This window comes from Neorhizobium puerariae, assembly GCF_042429745.1.
Taxonomy (GTDB): Bacteria; Pseudomonadota; Alphaproteobacteria; order Rhizobiales; family Rhizobiaceae; genus Neorhizobium; species Neorhizobium puerariae.
The window spans coordinates 184,041-203,331 of sequence record NZ_JBHMAA010000011.1 but is presented as its reverse complement, the minus strand read 5'-3'; the positions used below and the strand labels follow the sequence as shown (position 1 = coordinate 203,331).

Here is a 19,291-nt window from a genome sequence, read left to right as displayed (position 1 = left end):
CTAAGACTCAAGTGTGCGGAAACTCAATCACCGTACGATTTCGCGGGCGTCGCCTCCGGTCAAGAATGGAGCCGTCAACAACAATCCATTCGGCTTCATGAGGAGATGAGCGATGTCCCTGGCGGCGATCGGCATGAACCACGAACTCCATCACCCGATCGAGATCGGTGATATCGACAGCCTGACGTCCGGCCGGCTTTCCAGGCTGCTGCTGCGGGCGCTGGATTGCGTCGAGCGCGACGAGACCGTCGCCCTCGACCTGGTGAAGCAGGCCTCGATGCTCATGCGTCCGCATGTCGAGGCCGTGGAGACCCGGCGAACCGGCGACGATGCCGTCTCGGGCGGGCTCGCGCCCTGGCAGGCCAGGCGCGTTGCGCAGCATATACAGGATCGCATCTCCCGCTCCATCAGCCTGGAGGAGCTGGCGCGGCTCGCCCGGTTGAGTACGAGCTATTTCTCCACGGCCTTCAAGGTCAGCTTCGGAACCTCTCCCCACAGCTATATCCTTGCGCAGCGCGTCGACCATGCAAAACGCCGGATGCTGGCGACCGATGCCCCGCTCTGCGAAATCGCGCTGGATTGCGGCCTCGCGGATCAGGCGCATCTGTGCCGCGTGTTCCGGCGTGCGACAGGCACGACGCCCAGCGCCTGGCGACGCTATCAGGCCATGGAGGGTGGCCGTTCCGTCCTCGTCTGAAAGGCCTCGTGTGCCGCAAGGCTTGCGCGGAGCGCGGAAACGAGCACGCGCACCTTCGGCAGGAGCAGCTTGTTGGTGGGGTAGACGGCCCAGATGCCCAAAGGTTCGGGAGTTCCGTCGCCAAGCGATATCCGCACAAGGTGACCGGCGGCGAGATCCTCGGTCACGTTCCACGCGGACAGAAGCGCTATGCCGCCGCCGGCGAGGCAGACGGAACGGCAGCCTTCGATGCTGCTGGACGAAAAGCGCGAGGCGAGGCGTACATGCTTTTCCCCGCCACCGGCCACGAAGGTCCAGTGCGTGCCGCCCGCAAGCGGAAGGCACTGGTGATCGATGAGGCTGTCGACGGAAGCGGGCAGGCCATGCCTTTCGACATAGTCCGGCGCGGCGACCAGGATGCGGGGGCTGTCGGCGAGCTTCTGCGCGATCATCGAACTGTCCCTGAGGCGTGCGATGCGTATCGCCAGGTCCATGCCTGAGGAGATCAGATCGGGATGCGCGTCGCTGAGGTCGAGCACGATCCGGAGCTCCGGGTTCTTTTCCAGAAGTTCCGGAACGAGGGGCGCGACGAACTTGAGGCCGAACGCGACCGATGTCGTCATCCGCAGCATGCCGGATGCGCCATCCGCGTCCGGCCGCAGGCGCGCCAGCGCTTCTTCCTCGTTTTCGACAAGCGCTTGCGCGAACGGCAGGAAGGTTTCGCCTTCGGCAGTGAGGGAAAGGGAACGGGTCGTCCTGTGCAGCAACCGCACGCCGAGGCCTGTCTCCAGGGATGTGAGGCTGCGGGAGGCGGCCATCGGCGTGACACCCAGTCGTCTCGCCGCAGCCGCGAGGCTGCCGGCGACGACCGCGATGGTGAACACTCTCACGTCATTTGTGTCCATTGTAACGGATATCGTTATTCAGGAGAAACGTACGGGATCACTAAAACCGTTTTCGATAAAGCGCTAGATGCTTGGATGATTTTTTTGTTCGGAAAGGCAAGGCCATGAATGCCATCGATACACCCAATTCCCTGAAAGGCCCGGCCGCCGGCATCGGACGGTCCGGTCTTCTGGCGATGGCCGCTGCGAGCGGCATCGCAGTCGCGAATATCTATTACAATCAGCCGATGCTCGGCCTGATCGAGGGGGAGTTCAGCAATTCCTCGGTCACCGGACTTATCCCGACCGTCACCCAGCTGGGTTACGCGCTCGGGCTGTTTCTGCTGCTGCCGCTCGGCGATATTGTCGACCGGCGGCGCCTGATCATCGGTCAATTCCTGGTCCTGGCGATAGCGCTCGCCGTCGCCGCCGTCTCGCCGTCGGCCATGGCGCTGGTCGTCGCGTCGTTCGTGGTCGGGGCGGGCTCCACGGTGGCGCAGCAGATCGTGCCGTTCGCAGCCTCGCTCGTCGCGCCGGAAAAACGCGGGTCGACGATCGGTTTCGTCATGGCAGGCGTTCTTTCGGGAATTCTGTTCAGCCGGACGCTTTCGGGCTTCGTCGGCGAGCATGCCGGCTGGCGCGACATGTTCTGGGTCGGCGTCCCGCTGGCCCTCATCGCCTCGGCGCTGATGCATGTCACCCTTCCGCATCACCGGCCGGCATCACGCATGGCTTACGGCGCCGCCATCCGTTCGCTCGCGCATCTGTGGAGGCGGGAGCCCGCGCTCCGCATCGCCGCCTTCATGCAGGCGGCGCTGTTCGCCTCGTTCACGGCGTTCTGGACGATTCTCGCCCTTTATCTCCAGAGCCCGGATTTCGACCTGGGGGCCGATGTCGCAGGGCTCTTCGGCATCGTGGGCGCCGTCGGCGTGTTTGCCGCTCCGCTGGCTGGCCGGCTCGCGGACCGTCGCGGCCCCGCATTCGTCGTCTGGCTCGGCACGGCGATGACCTTCGCAGCCTGGATCATCTTCGGTGCCTGGACATCCATCGTTGCGCTGGTGATCGGCGTGATCGTGCTGGATTTCGGGGTGCAGAGTTCGCTTGTCTCCAACCAGCACGTCGTCTACGCGCTCGATCACGCCGCGCGCAGCCGGCTGAACACGATCTTCATGACCGCCATGTTCCTGGGCGGAGCGGCAGGTTCCGCCCTTGCCTCCTTCGCCTGGGGCCATGCCGGATGGGGTGGCGTCAGCCTGGTCGGGGCGGTCCTGCCGCTGGTCGCGGTTGCCGTGCGGATTTTCAGCCGCCATCCGCATGGACCGGCTTCCGGCATCCACTGAGGTCCGCCACGCCAGGGTTCGCACAACGGATCACCGGAGGCCGGCCGCGGCCTCCTCGTCGCCCGCCATTCTTCCTTGTCGCGGCGGCCATGACGGCAGGATCATTTTCCAAACGAGACCCTGAGCGCGGCGATCGCCTGCGCGAGCGCGCTTTGCGCCGCCGGGGTTTCCGAGAGCGCATCGAGAAGGATGAAATCGTGGATCGCTCCGATGAAGCGCGTCGAATGGACCGCGACGCCCGCCTGCATCAGTTTCCGGGCGTAGGTTTCGCCTTCGTCGCGCAGGACGTCGTTTTCCGCCGTGACGACCATGGCGGCAGGCAGACCTTCAAGCTGCCGGATCGACGCGCTGGCGGGAAATGCGCGGGAATCGGCAGCGATTTCCGGGACGCCATATTCCGCGAGAAGCGACCGCATGACATCCCTCGTCAGCCAGGGGCCGTTCCCGAACATACGATAGGAGGGGGTATCGCAGCCACAGGCCATGACCGGGCAGAACAGAAGCTGCAGGCAGATGTCAGGCCCCTGTCGCTCCCTGGCCATCAGGCAGACCGCGGCGGCGAGCGTGCCGCCGATGCCGTCGCCGGCAACCGCCAGACGTGTCTCATCCAGGCCGAGGCCGGCGGCGCGGGCGGCGATTTCGGCCAGCACGGCGTAATTTCTCTCGATCCGCTCCGGAAGCGGATGTTCTGCCGCATGGCCCTCCTCGATGAGGATCACGGCGGCGTCGGAACCGGCGGCGAGCTCCCGCAGCAGCCTGTCATGGGTCCTGATGCCGCCGGTTCCGCCACCGGAGAAATAGGCGATGACCGGCAACCGGCTTGCGCCGGTCCGGGGGCGCAGGATGCGCATCCGTATCGCGCCGGCCCGGCCGGCGGTTATGGTCAGGTCTTCGCCAGGCGCATGCGGCACGGCAGGTGGATTGCCCTGCAACACGCCGAGCTGCTCTCGAAATGCCTGGAGCGTGGGAGGGGACGCCGTGGGCAGCCGGTCGAGGAATTCTTGCGTGACGGGGTCCAGCACAGGGTTGGCGGAGGCGGGCGTGACGCTCAGGGTCACCAGTGTCGGGCCGTTACCATATGGCGAGGTCATGCGCGATCTCAGCAATCGAATGCAGGGGTGGGGAGCGGGCGATCAGGTTGTGGCGAGGCGGCTACGGCGCCAGCGGCTGGGCGTCTCACCCGTCAGATTCCGGAAAAGCCGGGAAAAATGCGCCTGGTCCGACATGCCGCATGCGAGGGCGATCTGCGCGAGCGATTCATCGCTGGAAAGCAGCAGTTCCTTGGCGCGCGCGATCCGCTTGTTGAGGACATAGGCATAGGGCGAAATGCCGAAGCTCTGCTTGAAGGCCTTGGAAAAGTGGCTGACACTGAGGCGGCTGGCCGCCGCAAGGTCTTCGGTGCGAACGCTGCCGTCTATGTTGGACCGGATATAGCCTTCGACACGCTTGACCTGCCAGGGCGCGAGCCCGCCGGCATCTGCGGGGGCGGGCTGTTCCGCGGCGAGGCCGGTCAGCATGGCGTGGGCGCGATCCAGATAGGTGCGGACGGCGTTCATGTCATGGTCCACATGGCGACCTGCCTCTTCCAGCAGTTTCGCGATGTCGAACGCCATTCCGGCGGAAAACTCCGGGATCGGATGCGCGGATCGCGAAATGGTCATCTCGGCGCTTTGAGCGGGCATGGTCGTCTCCTCTCGGGTCTGGATGGGCAGGAATCCCGTTGCCGCTTCCTGTGCATCCAACCTAGCCAGACCCGGATTCGAGCGTCACTTAAGCTGTGTTAAGTATCGCAAACGCGCGTTAAGGGGTGCCTCGCAATTGGAGGATCGGATGAACATAATAATATATCTATTTGATTTACAATATTTTTTCTAAAGAAAACGCAGTTCATGTAATACATGAAGTTTTTCCCGTTCAAAAATGCGGGATATCGTTCTATCCGCGCGGCTGCGCGATGTGCGTATCTGCCCGCGGAAATCCAGGATGAGTCCTGGACCTAATATCGGAGAGGCATGATGTCCGGCTGTTCGACGGGGCGAGCCTTTGGCCCGCATGCGTGAAGACGATATCTATTCCTTCCAGGGGTTCACCCTGTCCGCGCCGCAAAGGGCGCTTTACGAAGGCAGCCAACCGATAAGGCTCGGCACGAGGGCGCTCGAAATCCTGCTCCTGCTGGTGAGCCGGGCAGGGGAACTGGTTTCAAAGGAAGAACTGATGGCGCGCGCCTGGCCGGACACGACGGTCGACGAGAACGCGCTTCGCGTCCATCTTTCGGCCGTCAGGAAGGCCCTGGGTGAAACGTCGGGCGGCGTCAGCCGGTTCATCCTCAACGAAACCGGACGAGGCTATCGTTTCGTCGCGAAAGTGGTCCGAAACCCCGTCTCCGCCTCGCCGCAGGAGACTGGAAGGGCTTCGCCGCCCCTCTATCTGCCGTCGAACCTCAGCCGGATGATCGGCCGCGACGAGATCGTGGCCGGTCTCGTCGCCCTGTTTCCGGAGCGCCGCCTGTTGACGATTGCCGGTCCCGGCGGCATCGGAAAGACGACCGTTGCGCTTGCCGTCGCGCACGCCATGGCGTCGTCGTCCTCCATACGCGTCTGCTTCGTCGATCTCGCCCCGCTCTCCGACCCGGCGCTGGTCGCCGGCGCGCTGGCGTCCCAGCTCGGTCTTGCTGTTTCTTCCGGCGCGCCGGAGCAGGCCGTCCTTGCCGCATTGCGCGGGGAACCTGTCCTGCTCGTCCTCGACAATTGCGAGCATCTCATCGACGTGGTCGCGACCCTGACCGAGTCCATTCTCCAGGGCGCGCCGGACGTCATGCTTCTCGTCACCAGCCGCGAGCCGCTGCGCGCCGACGGCGAATGGGTCTACCGGCTGCCGACATTGCAGGTCCCGTCTCCGGCGGCGAAAATCTCGGTCGAGGAGGCGCTGGCCTTTCCGGCGGTGCAGCTCTTTTGCGAGAAGGCGGTCGCGAGTTCGGACAGTTTCGTCTTCACCGACGACGAGGTGCTGCCGGTCATCGACATCTGCAACCGGCTGGACGGAATGCCGCTCGCCATTGAAATGGCGGCGGCCCGCATGGATATTCTGGACGTGCGCGATCTCGCCCTTCGCCTCGACGATCGCTTCGCGCTTCTGACGCGGGGCAGGCGCACGGCCCTGCCGCGCCAGCAGACGCTCCGCGCCACGCTCGACTGGAGCCACGATCTGCTGGGAGAGCGCGAGAAGGCGGTGTTCCGCAAGCTGTCCGTCTTTCGTTCGTCCTTTCCGCTGGAATCGGCGGTGGCTGTCTGCACCGGGCCTGACCTCAGCGAGGCGGATGTCTTCGATGCGCTGACGGCGCTTGTCGCGAAATCGCTGGTGACGATGGATCGCCGGGACCGGACCGTCCTTTACCGCCTTCTCGACACCACGCGCTTTTATGCCGCCGACAAGCTGGCGCTGAGTGGCGAGCAGGGCGAGGCTTTCCGCCGCCACGCCATCCACTGCGTGAACCTGTTCGCCGATCCGACCGCCTCCTGGGATGGCAAGGACCCCCGGCAATGGCTGGCGATCCACAGCTGGCGCGTCGACGATCTTCGCACGGCCTTCGACTGGGCCTTTTCGGCCCATGGCGATCCGGCGATCGGTCTGGCGCTGGTGGTGGCGTCCGCTCCCCTGTGGTTCCATCTGTCGCTTCCAAACGAGTACCTGGCGATCGCACGCCGGGCAAAGAAGGTGATCGCCGGAACCGATCTCGAAGGTTCGGTGGCCGAACTCGAGCTGATGGCGTCCTTCGGCCATGCCCTCTGGCATACGTCAGGCCCGGTCGGGGACATGGACGATGCCTTCAGGAGGAGCATGGAAATCGCCGAGGCGCAGCAGCTTGAAGCGCATGGGTTGCGGGCCGTCTGGGGGCTGTGGGCCTGCAACATCCTGGCTGGAAACTATGCCGAAAGCCTGACGCTTGCCCGCGCTTTCGAAGCGCCGGCCTACAAGTCGGGTGATCTCGCCAATATCCAGACGGCCGATCATATGCTGGCCCTTTCGCATCATTTCATGGGCGACCAGAAAAGGGCGCTCGATCTCCTCAACCGTGTCATCGCCGGCGACGAGGCTCCGGCGCGTGCCAATCACACCAACCATGCGCAGGTCGACGGCAGGACGGCCACGCTTGCCCTGTTGATGCGGATTCTCTGGCTGACGGGACATGCCGACCGGGCGCTCCAGGTCGCACGCGATTGCGCCGCCGACGTTCTCTCCCTCGACCACGATCTGTCGATCTGCTACGGGCTCGCGATAGGCTGCATTCCGGTGGCGATATGGACCGGGGAACTGGATCTTGCCCGCGGGCTGAACGTTCACCTCGCCGAACGCACGAAGCGTCGCGGCCTGCGCCACTGGCAGATCTGGGCGGACGGATTCGAGATCGCGCTCGGCTCGCACAGATCCCTGCCCGGCGACGGCAGCGGTATGCAGGACGAGACCTTTGCGACCTTGAGTCCAAGGACGGTCGGGGGCAATGCGCTGGCGCGCCTCGCGCGCGAACGGGACCTCTGGTGCGCGCCGGAGCTGATGCGGCTGAAGGCGGAGGAATTGCTGGAAACGGGAGCCGAAGCCGCGGCCGAAAACGCCGAAGCGAAATTGCGGGAGGCGCTCGATCTCGCCGGCCGGCAAGGGGCCCTCGCATGGGGATTGCGCATCGCGACGAGCTTCGCAAGGCTGCTCGATTATCGCGGGCGGCGCGCGGAAGCGAAAGAGGCGCTGGGCGGAGTTCTCGCGCGATTCGAGGAGGGGACCGCAACCTCGGACATGACAAAGGCCCGGGCCCTCCTGAAGACGCTGTCATAAGCATGCGATCCGGGTTTCGGCCGCGTCACCCGCCGCCCGTTCACCTTCATCCGTCGGCGAGCGGCAGGGGCGCGTTGCGGGCGACTTTAATGGCTTCCCCTGCAAGCGCCATCATGGCCGTTCGGGACGTGGCGCATCCAGCCTCCGGGGTGTCGGCATCTTCCGGAGACGTGCCGCCGCGCGGTCGTGTCATCTGTTAGGAAGCAAGATCCGTTTGCGTCGCCTCCGAAGCGGGCTGGCCTAAAGCCGGGGCATCAGCCGCAGGAGTTCTTCCGTGTAGGCGTGCTGCGGGTTTGCAAAGAGGGTTTCGGTATCGGAAACCTCGCAGAGCTTTCCGTGGCGCATGACGGCGATGCGATCGCACATCTGGCGCACGACGGGCAGGTCGTGGCTGATGAAGAGGATGGTAAGCCCGAGCCATTCCTGCAGGTCCTTCAGGAGGTTCAGGATCTGCGCCTGGATGGAGACGTCGAGCGCCGAGGTGGGCTCGTCGCAGATGAGGAAGCGGGGGCGCGTCGCGAGCGCACGGGCAATCGAGATGCGTTGTCGCTGGCCACCGGAGAATTCATGCGGGAATTTCCGGCCGGCGCCTTGCTCCAGGCCGACGAGGTCCAGCAGGTCCGCGACGATGGCGTCACGTTCGCGGTTGTTCTTCGCCAGGCGGTAGTGTTCGATCGGCTCGGCGATGATCGCGTCGACGCGCATGCGGGGATTGAGCGAGGAATAGGGGTCCTGGAAGATCATCTGGATCTGCTGGCCGGAACGGCTGCGGCTGCTCCCGCCGCCCAGGGGCGCGCCATCGAACCTGATCGCTCCGGCGGACCCGGCATAAAGCCCGGCAAGAATACGCGCGACCGTCGACTTGCCGCTGCCGGATTCTCCGACGAGGCCGAGCACTTCTCCTTCGTTCACGTCGAGGGTGAAGTCCTGCACCGCGTCGAAATAGCGCCGCCGCCCGGGGAAGACGGAGCGGTGGGTGACGAAGCGCATGCCGAGATCGCGGATTTCGACGAGCGGCGCGGTGCGCGCCTGCCGGTCGTGGCCTTTCGCCGCTCCGCCTTTCGCTGCTCCGCCTTGTCCGAGCCAATGGGTGCGTATGTCGAAATCCGGCGCCGGCTGCCCGGAGCCTTCGATGAAATCGACGCGCGGAAAGCGGTCGAGCTTCACGTCCGCGCGAGGAACCGCGCCGATCAGGCTTTTCGTATAGGCATGTTTCGGCGCGTGGATGATCTGCCGCGTTTCGCCGGTCTCGACGACGCGGCCGCGATACATGACGGCGACGCGTGTCGCCGTTTCCGCGATCACGCCCATGTCATGCGTCACGAGCAGCACGCCCGCATTCCGCTCGGCGGCGAGCCGTTTGATGAGGTCGAGGATCTGCGCCTGCACCGAAACGTCGAGCGCGGTCGTCGGTTCGTCGGCGATGATGAGGTCAGGGTCCGTGCAGAGCACCAGCGCAATCACGACGCGCTGACGCATGCCGCCGGAAAACTGATGGGGATATTGCTCCATCCGCCGCTCGGCGTCGGCGATGCCCACCTTGTCGAGCAGGACGATGGCATCGCGCCGCGCCTGTTCGCGGCTGACCCGGCGATGGGTGCGTATGGTCTCGATAAGCTGCCGGCCGATCGTATAGAGAGGGTTGAGGCTTGTCAGCGGGTCCTGGAAGATCATCGAGATACGCTTGCCGCGAATGCCGCGCATCGCTTCCGGGCCGAGGTCGTCGATCCTCCTGCCGTCGAGTTCGATCATGCCGGCGGCGATCCGGCCCGGCGCATCGAGCAGGCCCATGATGGCGCTGCCTATGGTCGATTTGCCCGCGCCGGATTCGCCGACGAGCCCGAGGATTTCGCCGTGGCGGATGTCGAGGTCGATGTCCTCCACGGCGACGAATGTCCTGATCCGCCCCGGATATTCCACCTTCAGGCCCCGGATGGAAAGAAGAGGCTTGCTTGCGTCCTTTTCCTGCATGGAACTGGTTTCTCCGAGAGTCATCGCAGCTTCGGGTCGAGCGCGTCGCGCAACCAGTCGCCCAGAAGGTTGACGGACATGACGAGCAGGGCCAGCGTCAGGCCGGGAAAGATCACGATCCAGCGTTCGCCCGAGAAGAGGAAGTTGTTGCCGATGCGGATCAGCGTGCCGAGCGAGGGTTCTGTCGCCGGCATGCCGACGCCGAGGAAGCTCAGCGTCGCCTCGCCGAGGATAGCCACGCCGAGATTGATGGTGGCGATGACGAGAACCGGGCCAAGCACGTTCGGCATGACGTGCTTCAGCATGATCACGACGGCCGGACGGCCGATGATGCGGACGGCCTGCACATATTCCCGGTTCTTCTCGACCATGGTGGAGGCGCGCACCGTGCGGGCCACCTGCGGCCAGATGGAAAGCGCGAGCGACAGGATGATGACGAAGAGCGCAAGTCGGTCATGCCGTTCCCGCGGCAGCAGCCCGCGGGAGATGCCGTCGATCAGCAGGGCGACCATGATGGCCGGGAAGGTCATCTGGATATCGACCACGCGCATGATGAACCCGTCGACGAAACCGCCCAGGTATCCGGCGACAAGCCCGAGCGCGAGGCCGATCGCCACGGCGATGCCGACGGCGACGAAGCCGACGGCAATCGAGGTCCGCGTTCCGTAGAGGATGGCGGAGAGCAGGTCCCGGCCCTGGTCGTCGGTCCCGAGGACGAAGGTCCAGTCGCCATCCTCCTGCCAGACCGGCGGGGTCAGCGAGTTCAGGAGATCGACTGTTGCCGTGTCGAACGGGTCATGGGGCGCGATCCAGGGCGCCAGCAGGGCGCACAGGATCAGCACGCCGGCGACGATCGCCGCACAGACGGTAAGAGGGGAGGAGAGGAACTTGTAGAGCATGTCGCTCCTGATGGCCTTCGCCAGTCTTCCGGCAGCCATGGTCAGTGCCTCCCGGAAGCGTCGGCGCGCAGGCGCGGGTCGACCGCATAATACAGAAGATCGACCACGAGATTGATGATGACGAAGATCGCCGCGACGAGCAGCAAATAGGTTGACATGATCGGGATATCGGCGGTCGAGATCGCCTGCAGGAAGAGAAGGCCGATGCCGGGCCACTGGAAGACGCTCTCGGTGATGATGCCGAATGCGATGATGGAGCCGAGCTGCAGGCCGGCGATGGTCATGACGGGCACAAGCGTATTCTTCAGGGCGTGCCCGAAATGGATGGAGCTGTTGCGCAGCCCGCGCGCGCGGGCGAACTTGATATAGTCGGCGCGCAGCACCTCCAGCATTTCCGAGCGTATGAGCCGCATGATGAAGGTGAGCTGGAAAAGGCCGAGCGTGAAGGCCGGCATGAGGATGGATTTCCAGCCGGAAACGGTCAGCAGCCCGGTCGACCACCAGCCGAGCTGCACGACATCGCCACGGCCGAAGGTCGGCAGCCAGCCGAGTTCGACCCCGAAGACGAGAATAAGCATGATGCCGATAAAGAAGGTCGGCAGCGAAATGCCGGCAAGCGATACGATCATGAAGGCGCGGCTCAGCCAGCTTCCGGGATGCAGGCCGGTATAGACGCCCATCGGCACGCCGAGCAGGGCGGCAAGGATGAGCGCCGTGAAGCTCAATTCGAGGGTCGCGGGAAGACGGGTTGCGAGAAGCATGTCGACGGGCTGGCCCATCTGGTAGGAAAGGCCGAAATCACCCTGCAGTATGCGGCCGGCGAAGGTGGCGAACTGGACCGGGACGGGATCGTTGAGCCCGAGCTGTTCGCGCAGCTGGGCGCGTTCCGCAAGCGAAGTTTCCTGCCCGACCATCTGGGCCACCGGATCGCCGATATAACGGAACATCAAAAAGGCGATCAGCGCCACCGCCAGCATCACGATGCCGGACTGGACGAGCCGCCGAAGCAGGAAAGAGAACATCGGGCACCATCATGTCCGTGGGGAGGGGCGCCGCAGCGCCTCCTCCGGCGGAAAAGTCGGACGGGCGCGGAAGACGCGCACCGCCCGGATGACTGAGGTTACTTCTTGATCTGCACGTAGCGCCAGTCGAAAACATCGTCGGGCCGCTGCTTCAGCTCGACGCCGTCCCGCACGCCCCAGGCGATCCACTGCTGGTGCAGCGGCAGATAGGCGATGTCGCCGGTCGTGATCTTCCACGCGTCCTTGATGAGCGCGGTGCGCTTGGCCTGGTCCGTCTCCGACAGTATCCGGTCGGCGAGCTTGTCGACTTCCGGGTTGCAGTACCCGCCGTAGTTGGACTTGCCGTTGGAGACCTTCTCCCGCTCGCCGTCCTTCCAGACGGCCGATTCCGGGGAGACGCGCGGGCACATGTGCAGCGAGTTGATCGGCGCCCAGCTATCGAAGCTCGGCGGCGTGGAGCCGATCAGGCCGACGCTGAAATCGAGCTTGGGCGCGAAGATCTTCTCGAAGAATTTCGACTTGGTCTGCGCGTTGAGCTTCACCTTGACGCCGATCCTGGCCCACATGTTGGTGACGGCCACGCAGATCGCCTCGTCGTTGACGTAGCGGTCGTTCGGGCAATCGAGGCCCAGTTCGAAACCGTCGGGATAGCCGGCCTCGGCGAGCAGGGCCTTGGCCTTTTCGGGATTGTATTCGAGACGCTTGAAGTCCTCGCTGAAACCGTTGATGCCGGGAGCGACCATCAGCGCCGACGGCGTCGACATGCCGCGCATGACCTTCTTCTTGATCGTCTCGATGTCGATGCCGCGGTAGAGAGCCTCGCGGACGCGACGGTCCTTCAGCGGGTTCTTGCCCTTCACGTCGGAGTAGAGGAGCTCATCGCGGAACTGGTCGAGGAAGAGATAGATGGTGCGCAGCTCCGGGCCGACGATCATGTGCGTGCCTTCGGATTGCTCGACACGGTCTATGTCCTGCACCGGAACGGGGAAGATGACGTCCATCTGGCCCGACAGGAGCGCTGCGACGCGCGTGGCGGCGTTCGGGATCGGCGTGAAGACCACGTCCGTGACGTTGTCGGTGCGGCTGGACTTGGCCCACCAGTCGGCGTTGGCGGCAAGCGTCGTCTTGATGCCCGGCTCGCGGGAGACGAGCCTGAAAGGTCCGGTGCCGTTTTCATGCAGCGTGGTGTAGCTCTCCTCGCCGCTGCCCGCCTTCTGAGGCGCGCCCACCTTGTTCTTCTCCGCCCAGCTCTTCGACATCATGTACCAGTTGCCCCACTGGTAATGGATGATCGGGTTCGGCGTGGCGGTGATGAAGTCGACCGTATGGTCATCGACCTTCACCACCTTGGTGTCGGGAGCGAGACGGTTCTTGAAATCGGACGCGCCGGAGCGGATGCGTTCGGCCGAATAAAGCACGTCGTCCGCGGTAAAGGCGCTGCCATCGTGGAATTTCACATCCTTGCGCAGATGGAAGCGCCAGCGTGTCGGCTCGACCATTTCCCAGCTCTCGGCAAGCGCGGGCTGGATCGAAAGATCGGGCGCGCGGCGGACGAGGCCTTCATAGACATTGCCGAGGAAACCGGACGTGAAGGTTTCGTCGATCGTGTAAGGATCGAACGAGGTGATGTCACCCTGGGAGGCGAAACGCAGTGTCTCCGCTCCTGCATGGAGCGTGCTGGCACACAGCAGAGAAGCCGTGACGAGACCAAGGCTGAGCTTTTTGCGCACTTTTTGTGTCCCCTTTTTGATGTGTGAATATATGCGTGCACCCCCGCGGCGCCGCCCTGCGGGTTTTCCAAACAACACGGCTTCATAGTATGACAACTTGAACAAGGGTCAACGCATTTTTGTAGCAAAAAATGTCAAAATGCGTTGTTGAACTAGAAAATATATCATATTGTACAAATTCAGAGGTGAGGCATGACGATCAAGGACAGGTTGACCGGCGGCGCGTTGAAGCTGACCGCCGCCGAAACCAGGGTAGTGCGTACATTGCTGGCGAATTATCCCTCCGCGGGCCTCACCACCGTTGCCGGCTTTGCGCAGCGCGCGGGAGTAAGCGTTCCCACGATCCTGCGGCTGGTGAGCAAGCTGGGTTTCGGCGGTTACGCCGCCTTCCAGGAAGCGTTGATCGACGAGGTGAGCGAGAAGCTCAATTCGCCGCTTTCGATGTTCGATGCCCGAAGCGCCGACGAACCGGGAACCGGCGTCTATGCCGCCTTCATGCGCAACCTGGCGGGCGCGCTGCAGCAGGCTGCCGACGATTTCCGCGAGGCGGAGTTCGAAGCGATCCTCGATCTCTTCGGGGACGAGCGCTCGACCGTCTATTGCGTCGGCGGCCGATCCAGTTCCACGCTGGCGCTGCGCCTGTCGCTGCTGCTGGGGCAGGTCCGGCCGAATGTCTTCCACATCGGCAATGAATCGACGCGCCTGTTCGACCGCCTGGCGGACTTCAACAGCCAGGTGACGCTCGCCGTGTTCGACTACCGCCGCTACCAGGGCGATGTCGTGGAGTTCGCGCGTCTTGCCAAGGAGGCGAGGGCGCGCATCGTGCTCTTCACGGATCGCTGGCTGTCGCCGGTCAGCAATTTCGCCGATCAGGTTCTGGTCTCGCCGGTCGAAAGCATTTCGGCCTTCGATTCCCGCGTCGTCGCCTTCGCTCAATGCGAGGCCATCATCGCCGCCCTTTCCAAGCGCAACCCCGACCGCGTGCGTGAGCGTCTCGGGATAATCGAAGGCCTGCGCAACAAGGGCAACGCGCAGTTCCACCGGATCGAATACAGGAATGACGAGGAATAACGTGAAAAGAATGCCGGACGCCGACGCGGCCTGGTTTCCGGAAATCATCAATCCGGCCGGCAGCTTCCCCTGCATGATCGTTTGCGACCATGCAAGCAGCCGGGTTCCGGCGCATTATGCGGATCTCGGTCTCGACCGGGCCGATCTCGAAAAACACATCGGGGTGGATATCGGCATCGCCGACGTCGTGCGCCAGCTCGCCCTGCGCCTCGATGCGCCGGCCGTTCTTTCTCCCTGCTCGCGCCTGCTGGTGGACTGCAATCGCTGGATCGAGGACCCGCGCTGCATTCTCGCCGAGAGCGATGGCATCGCCGTGCCGGGCAACCACGGGCTCGGCGAGGCCGGGAAGGCGGAGCGGTACGAGGCCTATTTCTGGCCCTATCACGAGGATATCGGCCGCGTCTTTTCCGCCCTCGTCGAGCGGACGGGCGGGCCGGGCTTCCTTTCGCTCCACAGCTGCACCCGCCAGCTTTGCGGCGGTGAGTTCCGGGCCATGGATGCGGGTACGATCTGGCACGAAAGCAACGCTCTCTCCGCCGCCCTGATCGACGGCCTGAACCGCGAGCCGGGCCTGGTGATCGGGGACAACCAGCCGTATTCCGGGATCGGCGGCACCTTCACCATCGATTATCACACCTGGGGCAAACGCATTCCCGCCTGCGGGCTGGAGATCGTCAACACGCATCTCGAAACGGCGGAAGGGCGAACTTTGTGGACGGAACGTCTCGCCCGGGCGCTCGAGCATATTTTCGGGAGAGCAGGGCAGGCGGACGATCCGCCTGCGCCGGAACCCGTTTCCCGCTAGCAAAGGGCTGGATCATGTCTATCCGGAGCATTCTCTACGAGCATACCGCACCGGCAGCACCGGCGACCACGCAGCTAACCGGAGCGCATGAGGCCGATTTCGTCGTGATCGGCGCGGGCTATACCGGGTTGACGGCCGCCATTCACGCTGCCTCGCGAGGGACGAAGACCATCGTGATCGAGGCGGAAGGTCCCGGTTTCGGCGGGTCCGGGCGCAACCACGGCCATTGCGTTCCGATCCTCGGCTTCATCAATCCGAAATCCGCCGCGGAGCGGCTGGGGCGGGAACGCGGAGAGCGTTTCACCCGCTTGCTGGTCGATTCCGGCAGGAAGGTCTTCTCGCTGATCGGACGATACCAGATCGACTGCGAGGCCGCTCCGACGGGCGCGCTGCAGCTTGCGCACAGCCCGGCCACGGTGGAGCAGCAGAAACGCCAGTGCGCGGCTTATGCAAGGCTCGGCATCGAAGCCGTCTGGCTCGACCGGGCGGAGGCGGTTGCAATGTCGGGCTCGGAGGCCTTTCACGGAGGCTGGATGCATCCGGATGGCGGCCATCTCAACCCGCTCGCCTATGCCCGCGGCCTGGCAAAGGCAGCCATCCGCGAAGGCGCGGAAGTCTATACGAATTCGCCGGCGCTTTCGCTCGAACGCGAGGCCGGCTGCTGGCGCGTCACGTGCCCTGCGGGAACGATCAGGGCAAAGCGGGTCGGCATCGCCACCAATGCCTATACGGACCGGCTTCTGCCGCCGCTGGGCCGGTCCTATTTCGTCATGTCGTCCTATGCCTTTGCCAGCGAGCCCATCGATCCGGCGCTTCGCCGCAGGATACTTCCCGGCAATCAGAGCCTTGGCGATACCCGGCCGGATGTCCGCTACATCCGCTTCGACAAGGCGAACCGGATGATCGTCGGCGGCCTTGTGGAAACCATCCGGGGCCGCAATGTCGGATGGACGGAAGATCACATGCGCAAGCGCTTCAGCGCCGTCTATCCGGAACTGGCCTCCGTGAAATGGGGCTGGTACTGGTCCGGCCGGCTCGCCATCAACATGGACCGGCAACCGCATCTCTACAATCCCGCGGAAGGGCTTTACGCGCTGGTCGGTTATTCCGGGCGCGGCGTGCCGACGGCGACTGCGCTGGGCGAGGTTCTGGGCGAAGCTGGCACGGGGGTCGCGGCCCCGGACCTGCCGATGGAGATTTCGGAACTCAGGCCGCTGCTTCCGGCGCCGATCCTTTCCGCCCTCGTGCCGAGGTTCCGCGGGCCGGTCAACCGCATTCGCTCAATCTGGTCTTAGGATCGCTTTCAGGACAGAACCATGAAAACCACGAATTTCTACATCGATGGACAATGGGTGCCGCCGATCAAGGGCGAACCATTCTACGTCATCAATCCGGCGAACGGCAGGTCCAGCGCCACGATCAGCCTTGGCGGTGCCGAGGATGTGGACCGCGCTGTGGCCGCTGCACGGCGTGCGTTCGAAGGATGGAGCGAGACCCGGCACGAGGACCGTATCGCGGCGATCGAGCGCCTGCAGAAAGTCTACGACCGCCGGTTCGAGGACATAGCGCGGGCGATCTCCGCCGAAATGGGGGCGCCGATCAGTTTCGCGCGACAGGCGCAGGCGGAAGCCGGCCGCAGCCAGATCAACAATTTCCTCGTCGCCGCGCGCGATTTCCCGTTTGAAGGGCCGATGCGTCCGGATGGTTCCGGCGACCATATCCTGCGCGAGCCGATCGGCGTCTGCGGTCTCATCACGCCGTGGAACTGGCCGATCAACCAGATCGGGCTCAAGGTTCTGCCGGCGCTGGCGGTGGGCTGCACGGTGGTGCTGAAACCTTCCGAGATCGCGCCCCTCTCGGCGCTGCTGTTCGCCGAGATGATCGACGAGGCAGGTTTTCCGGCAGGGGTTTTCAACCTCGTCAACGGCGCGGGCGCGACCGTCGGCGCGGCGATGGCGGCCCATCCCGGCATCGACATGATGAGCTTTACCGGTTCCACCCGCGCCGGGATTTCGGTGATGAAGACGGCGGCCGATACGGTCAAGCGCGTGACGCTGGAACTCGGCGGCAAGTCGCCCAACATCGTCTTCGCCGATTGCGGGCTTGAGGATACGGTCACGCGCGGCGTGAAGGCCTGTTTCTCCAACAGCGGGCAATCCTGCAATGCCCCGACCCGCATGCTCGTGGAAAGCAGCGTCTATGACGAGGCGGTGGCGATCGCGGTCCGTGTCGCCTCACAGACGCAGGTGGACGACCCGGCGAAGGAGGGTTCCCATATCGGGCCGGTCGTGTCGGCGACGCAATACGAGCGCATCCAGGCGCTGATCATGGCCGGCATCGCCGAAGGCGCGCGGCTTGCGGCCGGCGGTCCCGGGCGTCCCGAGGGGCTGGAGGAGGGCTACTATGTCCGCCCGACGATCTTCGCGGATGTCGATAACGACATGCGGATCGCCCGCGAGGAAATCTTCGGCCCGGTCCTCTGCATGATTCCCTTCTCCGACGAGGCGGAAGCGATCCGCATCGCCAACGATACGCCCTACGGGCTGAATGCGCAGGTGCAGACGGGTGACAAGGATCGCGCCCGCCGCATCGCCCGCAGGCTGCGCTCCGGCATGGTGCAGATGAACGGCGTCGGCCGCGCTTCGGGCAGCCCTTTCGGCGGTTACAAGCAATCCGGCAACGGCCGCGAGGGCGGGGCATGGGGGCTGGAGGAATATCTCGAGGTGAAGTCGGTCAGCGGCTGGTAGCCTGGCGGCGGAACGACGACGTCGGCATGCCGTCAGGCCGCGTTGCTCTGCATCAGCAGCCGTACGAGTTCGGCCTGGCGGCGCACCCCGGTCTTCTCGAATATGTTGCTGAGATGCGCCCGGACCGTTGTCGCGGTGATCCCGAGCCGGGCTCCCGCGGCATCCCGCCCGTCGCCCTTGGCGATCTCCAGCGCGACGTCCGCCTCCGCCTTCGTCAGTCCGAACCGGCGGCGCAGGAATTCCTTGGTCTCATCCGGTGGCAGGCCGGACCCCGCGGATACGGGCCGGGGGACAAAGACCGCCGCCACCGCTTCGGGCCTCAGGCGCGCGCGCAGGTCGCTGCCGTTTATCGGCAGGACATGGGCCAGCATCGGCAGTGCCTGCGATCCGGAAAGGCAGACGGCAAGACCGGTCTTCCCGAGCGTTCCTTCGTCCCGGGCGGCGAGGCGGATCGCCTTTCGCAATTCCCGTCCCGCGTCCGGCGCCCTGGCGGCGAGAACGCCGTTGGCATCGTATACGGCAGCGCCGTCTTCCAGCAGCCGCTCGGCCGCGCGGTTCGCATGCAGGATCTTCCCTTCCCCGCTGGTCAGGATGAAGCCGCAGCGGAGCGCGTCGAGCGCTTCGGAGATGCGTTCCCGCTCGATGGCGCCCGCATCGAGGACATTGGTGATCGTGACCGCCCGGCGCAGATGCGGCAGCAGCAGTCCCGCGATCTCGACCTCCCGGTCGGTGATCGCGCCCTGCCGCTCATGCCGTCCGATCACGAGTTCCGAGAAATGCGACGGAGTGTACATGAGGAACTGGTGCATGATGTCGACGATGCCGAGGGGTTTCAGGCAATGCTGTACGTAGGGTGACGCATGCAGATAGTCCGGTCCGAGCTGGCGCGAGGCGATGAACGGTTCGTCGAGGGACGGCCCCCTGGCAAACCATTCGCCGATCCGTGCATGCACCTCGGACAGGTGCCTTTGCCTCTCCGCAAGCCCCGCAGCGCCCCAGCCGATGCTCTTGTCGATCAGGATACGGTCGTTGCGCAGGTCGTTGAGGGAGAGGATGACGGACACGCCCGACAGCGCCTGCATGATATCCGTCAGGGTCTGCTCCCAATGAGAGGGCACGAGAACGCAGTCGTATATGGAACCGATAAGTTCCGAAAGGTCATGCGGTGAAACGTTGCGGAGCCGAGGCTCGGCGCCAGTTTCGGAGTTGTTGCGCATCTTATGCATAACTCGCCGCTCCTTACTGGAAACGGGAGAATATTATAGGACGAATGTCCGATGTGTCACTGTGTAAATCATGCAATTATTTTATTCGTTACT

General features: G+C 64.4%; 16 protein-coding genes. 7 read left to right on the top strand and 9 right to left on the bottom strand.

Features of this window, described 5'->3' with window-relative positions; genetic code table 11:
• Window positions 1–112: 112 nt before the first annotated feature.
• Window positions 113–697 carry a helix-turn-helix domain-containing protein gene (locus tag ACFFP0_RS09680; RefSeq protein WP_377259657.1) on the top strand — a complete coding sequence of 195 codons (585 nt, stop codon included), beginning with the start codon at window positions 113–115 and terminating at the stop codon, window positions 695–697.
• Here the strand turns inward: ACFFP0_RS09680 and ACFFP0_RS09675 are convergent.
• On the bottom strand, window positions 661–1,581 hold the full coding sequence (locus ACFFP0_RS09675; RefSeq protein WP_377259654.1) for a LysR family transcriptional regulator: 921 nt from the start codon (window positions 1,579–1,581) through the stop codon (window positions 661–663). The genes ACFFP0_RS09680 and ACFFP0_RS09675 overlap by 37 nt on opposite strands.
• A gap of 104 nt (window positions 1,582–1,685) precedes the next feature.
• Here ACFFP0_RS09675 and ACFFP0_RS09670 point away from each other — a divergent pair, with 104 nt between their 5' ends.
• Window positions 1,686–2,900 (top strand): MFS transporter, encoded by a 1,215-nt coding sequence (locus tag ACFFP0_RS09670; RefSeq protein WP_377259652.1) that lies wholly within the window; start codon window positions 1,686–1,688, stop codon window positions 2,898–2,900.
• A gap of 101 nt (window positions 2,901–3,001) precedes the next feature.
• Here ACFFP0_RS09670 and ACFFP0_RS09665 read toward each other — a convergent pair whose 3' ends face one another.
• Complete coding sequence (locus ACFFP0_RS09665; RefSeq protein ID WP_377259649.1) at window positions 3,002–3,991, bottom strand: alpha/beta hydrolase; 990 nt, start codon at window positions 3,989–3,991, stop codon at window positions 3,002–3,004.
• Between the two features lie 42 nt (window positions 3,992–4,033).
• Entirely contained in the window at window positions 4,034–4,582 is a 549-nt protein-coding gene (locus ACFFP0_RS09660; protein ID WP_377259646.1) for a helix-turn-helix transcriptional regulator, read from the bottom strand.
• A 370-nt stretch (window positions 4,583–4,952) separates the two neighbouring features.
• On the opposite strand from ACFFP0_RS09660, the gene ACFFP0_RS09655 reads away from it, so the two are divergent.
• Window positions 4,953–7,727, top strand: a complete 2,775-nt coding sequence (locus tag ACFFP0_RS09655) for an ATP-binding protein (protein WP_377259643.1) — start codon at window positions 4,953–4,955, stop codon at window positions 7,725–7,727.
• 46 nt (window positions 7,728–7,773) lie between these two features.
• Here the strand turns inward: ACFFP0_RS09655 and ACFFP0_RS09650 are convergent, their stop codons facing one another.
• The 5 genes from ACFFP0_RS09650 to ACFFP0_RS09630 form a co-directional block, all read right to left on the bottom strand.
• A complete protein-coding gene (locus ACFFP0_RS09650; RefSeq protein ID WP_377259640.1) occupies window positions 7,774–7,920 on the bottom strand; it encodes a hypothetical protein in 147 nt (48 codons plus the stop codon).
• 47 nt (window positions 7,921–7,967) lie between these two features.
• Complete coding sequence (locus tag ACFFP0_RS09645; RefSeq protein WP_377259637.1) at window positions 7,968–9,698, bottom strand: dipeptide ABC transporter ATP-binding protein; 1,731 nt, start codon at window positions 9,696–9,698, stop codon at window positions 7,968–7,970.
• A gap of 20 nt (window positions 9,699–9,718) precedes the next feature.
• Window positions 9,719–10,636 carry an ABC transporter permease gene (locus ACFFP0_RS09640; RefSeq protein WP_377259634.1) on the bottom strand — a complete coding sequence of 306 codons (918 nt, stop codon included), beginning with the start codon at window positions 10,634–10,636 and terminating at the stop codon, window positions 9,719–9,721.
• Between the two features lie 2 nt (window positions 10,637–10,638).
• Window positions 10,639–11,619, bottom strand: a complete 981-nt coding sequence (locus ACFFP0_RS09635; protein ID WP_377259631.1) for an ABC transporter permease — start codon at window positions 11,617–11,619, stop codon at window positions 10,639–10,641.
• A 98-nt stretch (window positions 11,620–11,717) separates the two neighbouring features.
• A complete protein-coding gene (locus ACFFP0_RS09630; protein ID WP_377259628.1) occupies window positions 11,718–13,349 on the bottom strand; it encodes an ABC transporter substrate-binding protein in 1,632 nt (543 codons plus the stop codon).
• Window positions 13,350–13,541: 192 nt separating this feature from the next.
• Here ACFFP0_RS09630 and ACFFP0_RS09625 point away from each other — a divergent pair, with 192 nt between their 5' ends.
• Genes ACFFP0_RS09625 through ACFFP0_RS09610 form a run of 4 tightly spaced genes read left to right on the top strand, consistent with a single transcriptional unit; the run spans window position 13,542 to window position 17,972 of the window.
• Window positions 13,542–14,420, top strand: a complete 879-nt coding sequence (locus tag ACFFP0_RS09625) for a MurR/RpiR family transcriptional regulator (RefSeq protein ID WP_377259625.1) — start codon at window positions 13,542–13,544, stop codon at window positions 14,418–14,420.
• A 10-nt stretch (window positions 14,421–14,430) separates the two neighbouring features.
• Window positions 14,431–15,225, top strand: coding sequence for an N-formylglutamate amidohydrolase (locus ACFFP0_RS09620; protein ID WP_377260126.1), 795 nt, complete (start codon window positions 14,431–14,433; stop codon window positions 15,223–15,225).
• A 14-nt stretch (window positions 15,226–15,239) separates the two neighbouring features.
• Entirely contained in the window at window positions 15,240–16,520 is a 1,281-nt protein-coding gene (locus ACFFP0_RS09615; protein ID WP_377259622.1) for an NAD(P)/FAD-dependent oxidoreductase, read from the top strand.
• Window positions 16,521–16,541: 21 nt separating this feature from the next.
• Window positions 16,542–17,972, top strand: a complete 1,431-nt coding sequence (locus ACFFP0_RS09610) for an aldehyde dehydrogenase family protein (protein ID WP_377259619.1) — start codon at window positions 16,542–16,544, stop codon at window positions 17,970–17,972.
• Between the two features lie 32 nt (window positions 17,973–18,004).
• On the opposite strand, the gene ACFFP0_RS09605 is transcribed toward ACFFP0_RS09610, so the two are convergent.
• The gene (locus ACFFP0_RS09605; RefSeq protein WP_377259616.1) at window positions 18,005–19,198 is read right to left on the bottom strand and encodes a helix-turn-helix transcriptional regulator; all 1,194 of its coding nucleotides are present in this window, start codon (window positions 19,196–19,198) and stop codon (window positions 18,005–18,007) included.
• Window positions 19,199–19,291 lie beyond the last annotated feature (93 nt).

Bases quoted from the DNA above. Each gene is read 5' to 3' on its own strand.
- ACFFP0_RS09680 (WP_377259657.1), top strand. From the start codon at position 113: ATGTCCCTGGCGGCGATCGGCATGAACCACGAACTCCATCACCCGATC.
- ACFFP0_RS09675 (WP_377259654.1), bottom strand. From the start codon at position 1,581: ATGGACACAAATGACGTGAGAGTGTTCACCATCGCGGTCGTCGCCGGC.
- ACFFP0_RS09670 (WP_377259652.1), top strand. From the start codon at position 1,686: ATGAATGCCATCGATACACCCAATTCCCTGAAAGGCCCGGCCGCCGGC.
- ACFFP0_RS09665 (WP_377259649.1), bottom strand. From the start codon at position 3,991: ATGACCTCGCCATATGGTAACGGCCCGACACTGGTGACCCTGAGCGTC.
- ACFFP0_RS09660 (WP_377259646.1), bottom strand. From the start codon at position 4,582: ATGCCCGCTCAAAGCGCCGAGATGACCATTTCGCGATCCGCGCATCCG.
- ACFFP0_RS09655 (WP_377259643.1), top strand. From the start codon at position 4,953: ATGCGTGAAGACGATATCTATTCCTTCCAGGGGTTCACCCTGTCCGCG.
- ACFFP0_RS09650 (WP_377259640.1), bottom strand. From the start codon at position 7,920: ATGACACGACCGCGCGGCGGCACGTCTCCGGAAGATGCCGACACCCCG.
- ACFFP0_RS09645 (WP_377259637.1), bottom strand. From the start codon at position 9,698: ATGCAGGAAAAGGACGCAAGCAAGCCTCTTCTTTCCATCCGGGGCCTG.
- ACFFP0_RS09640 (WP_377259634.1), bottom strand. From the start codon at position 10,636: ATGGCTGCCGGAAGACTGGCGAAGGCCATCAGGAGCGACATGCTCTAC.
- ACFFP0_RS09635 (WP_377259631.1), bottom strand. From the start codon at position 11,619: ATGTTCTCTTTCCTGCTTCGGCGGCTCGTCCAGTCCGGCATCGTGATG.
- ACFFP0_RS09625 (WP_377259625.1), top strand. From the start codon at position 13,542: ATGACGATCAAGGACAGGTTGACCGGCGGCGCGTTGAAGCTGACCGCC.
- ACFFP0_RS09620 (WP_377260126.1), top strand. From the start codon at position 14,431: ATGCCGGACGCCGACGCGGCCTGGTTTCCGGAAATCATCAATCCGGCC.
- ACFFP0_RS09615 (WP_377259622.1), top strand. From the start codon at position 15,240: ATGTCTATCCGGAGCATTCTCTACGAGCATACCGCACCGGCAGCACCG.
- ACFFP0_RS09610 (WP_377259619.1), top strand. From the start codon at position 16,542: ATGAAAACCACGAATTTCTACATCGATGGACAATGGGTGCCGCCGATC.
- ACFFP0_RS09605 (WP_377259616.1), bottom strand. From the start codon at position 19,198: ATGCATAAGATGCGCAACAACTCCGAAACTGGCGCCGAGCCTCGGCTC.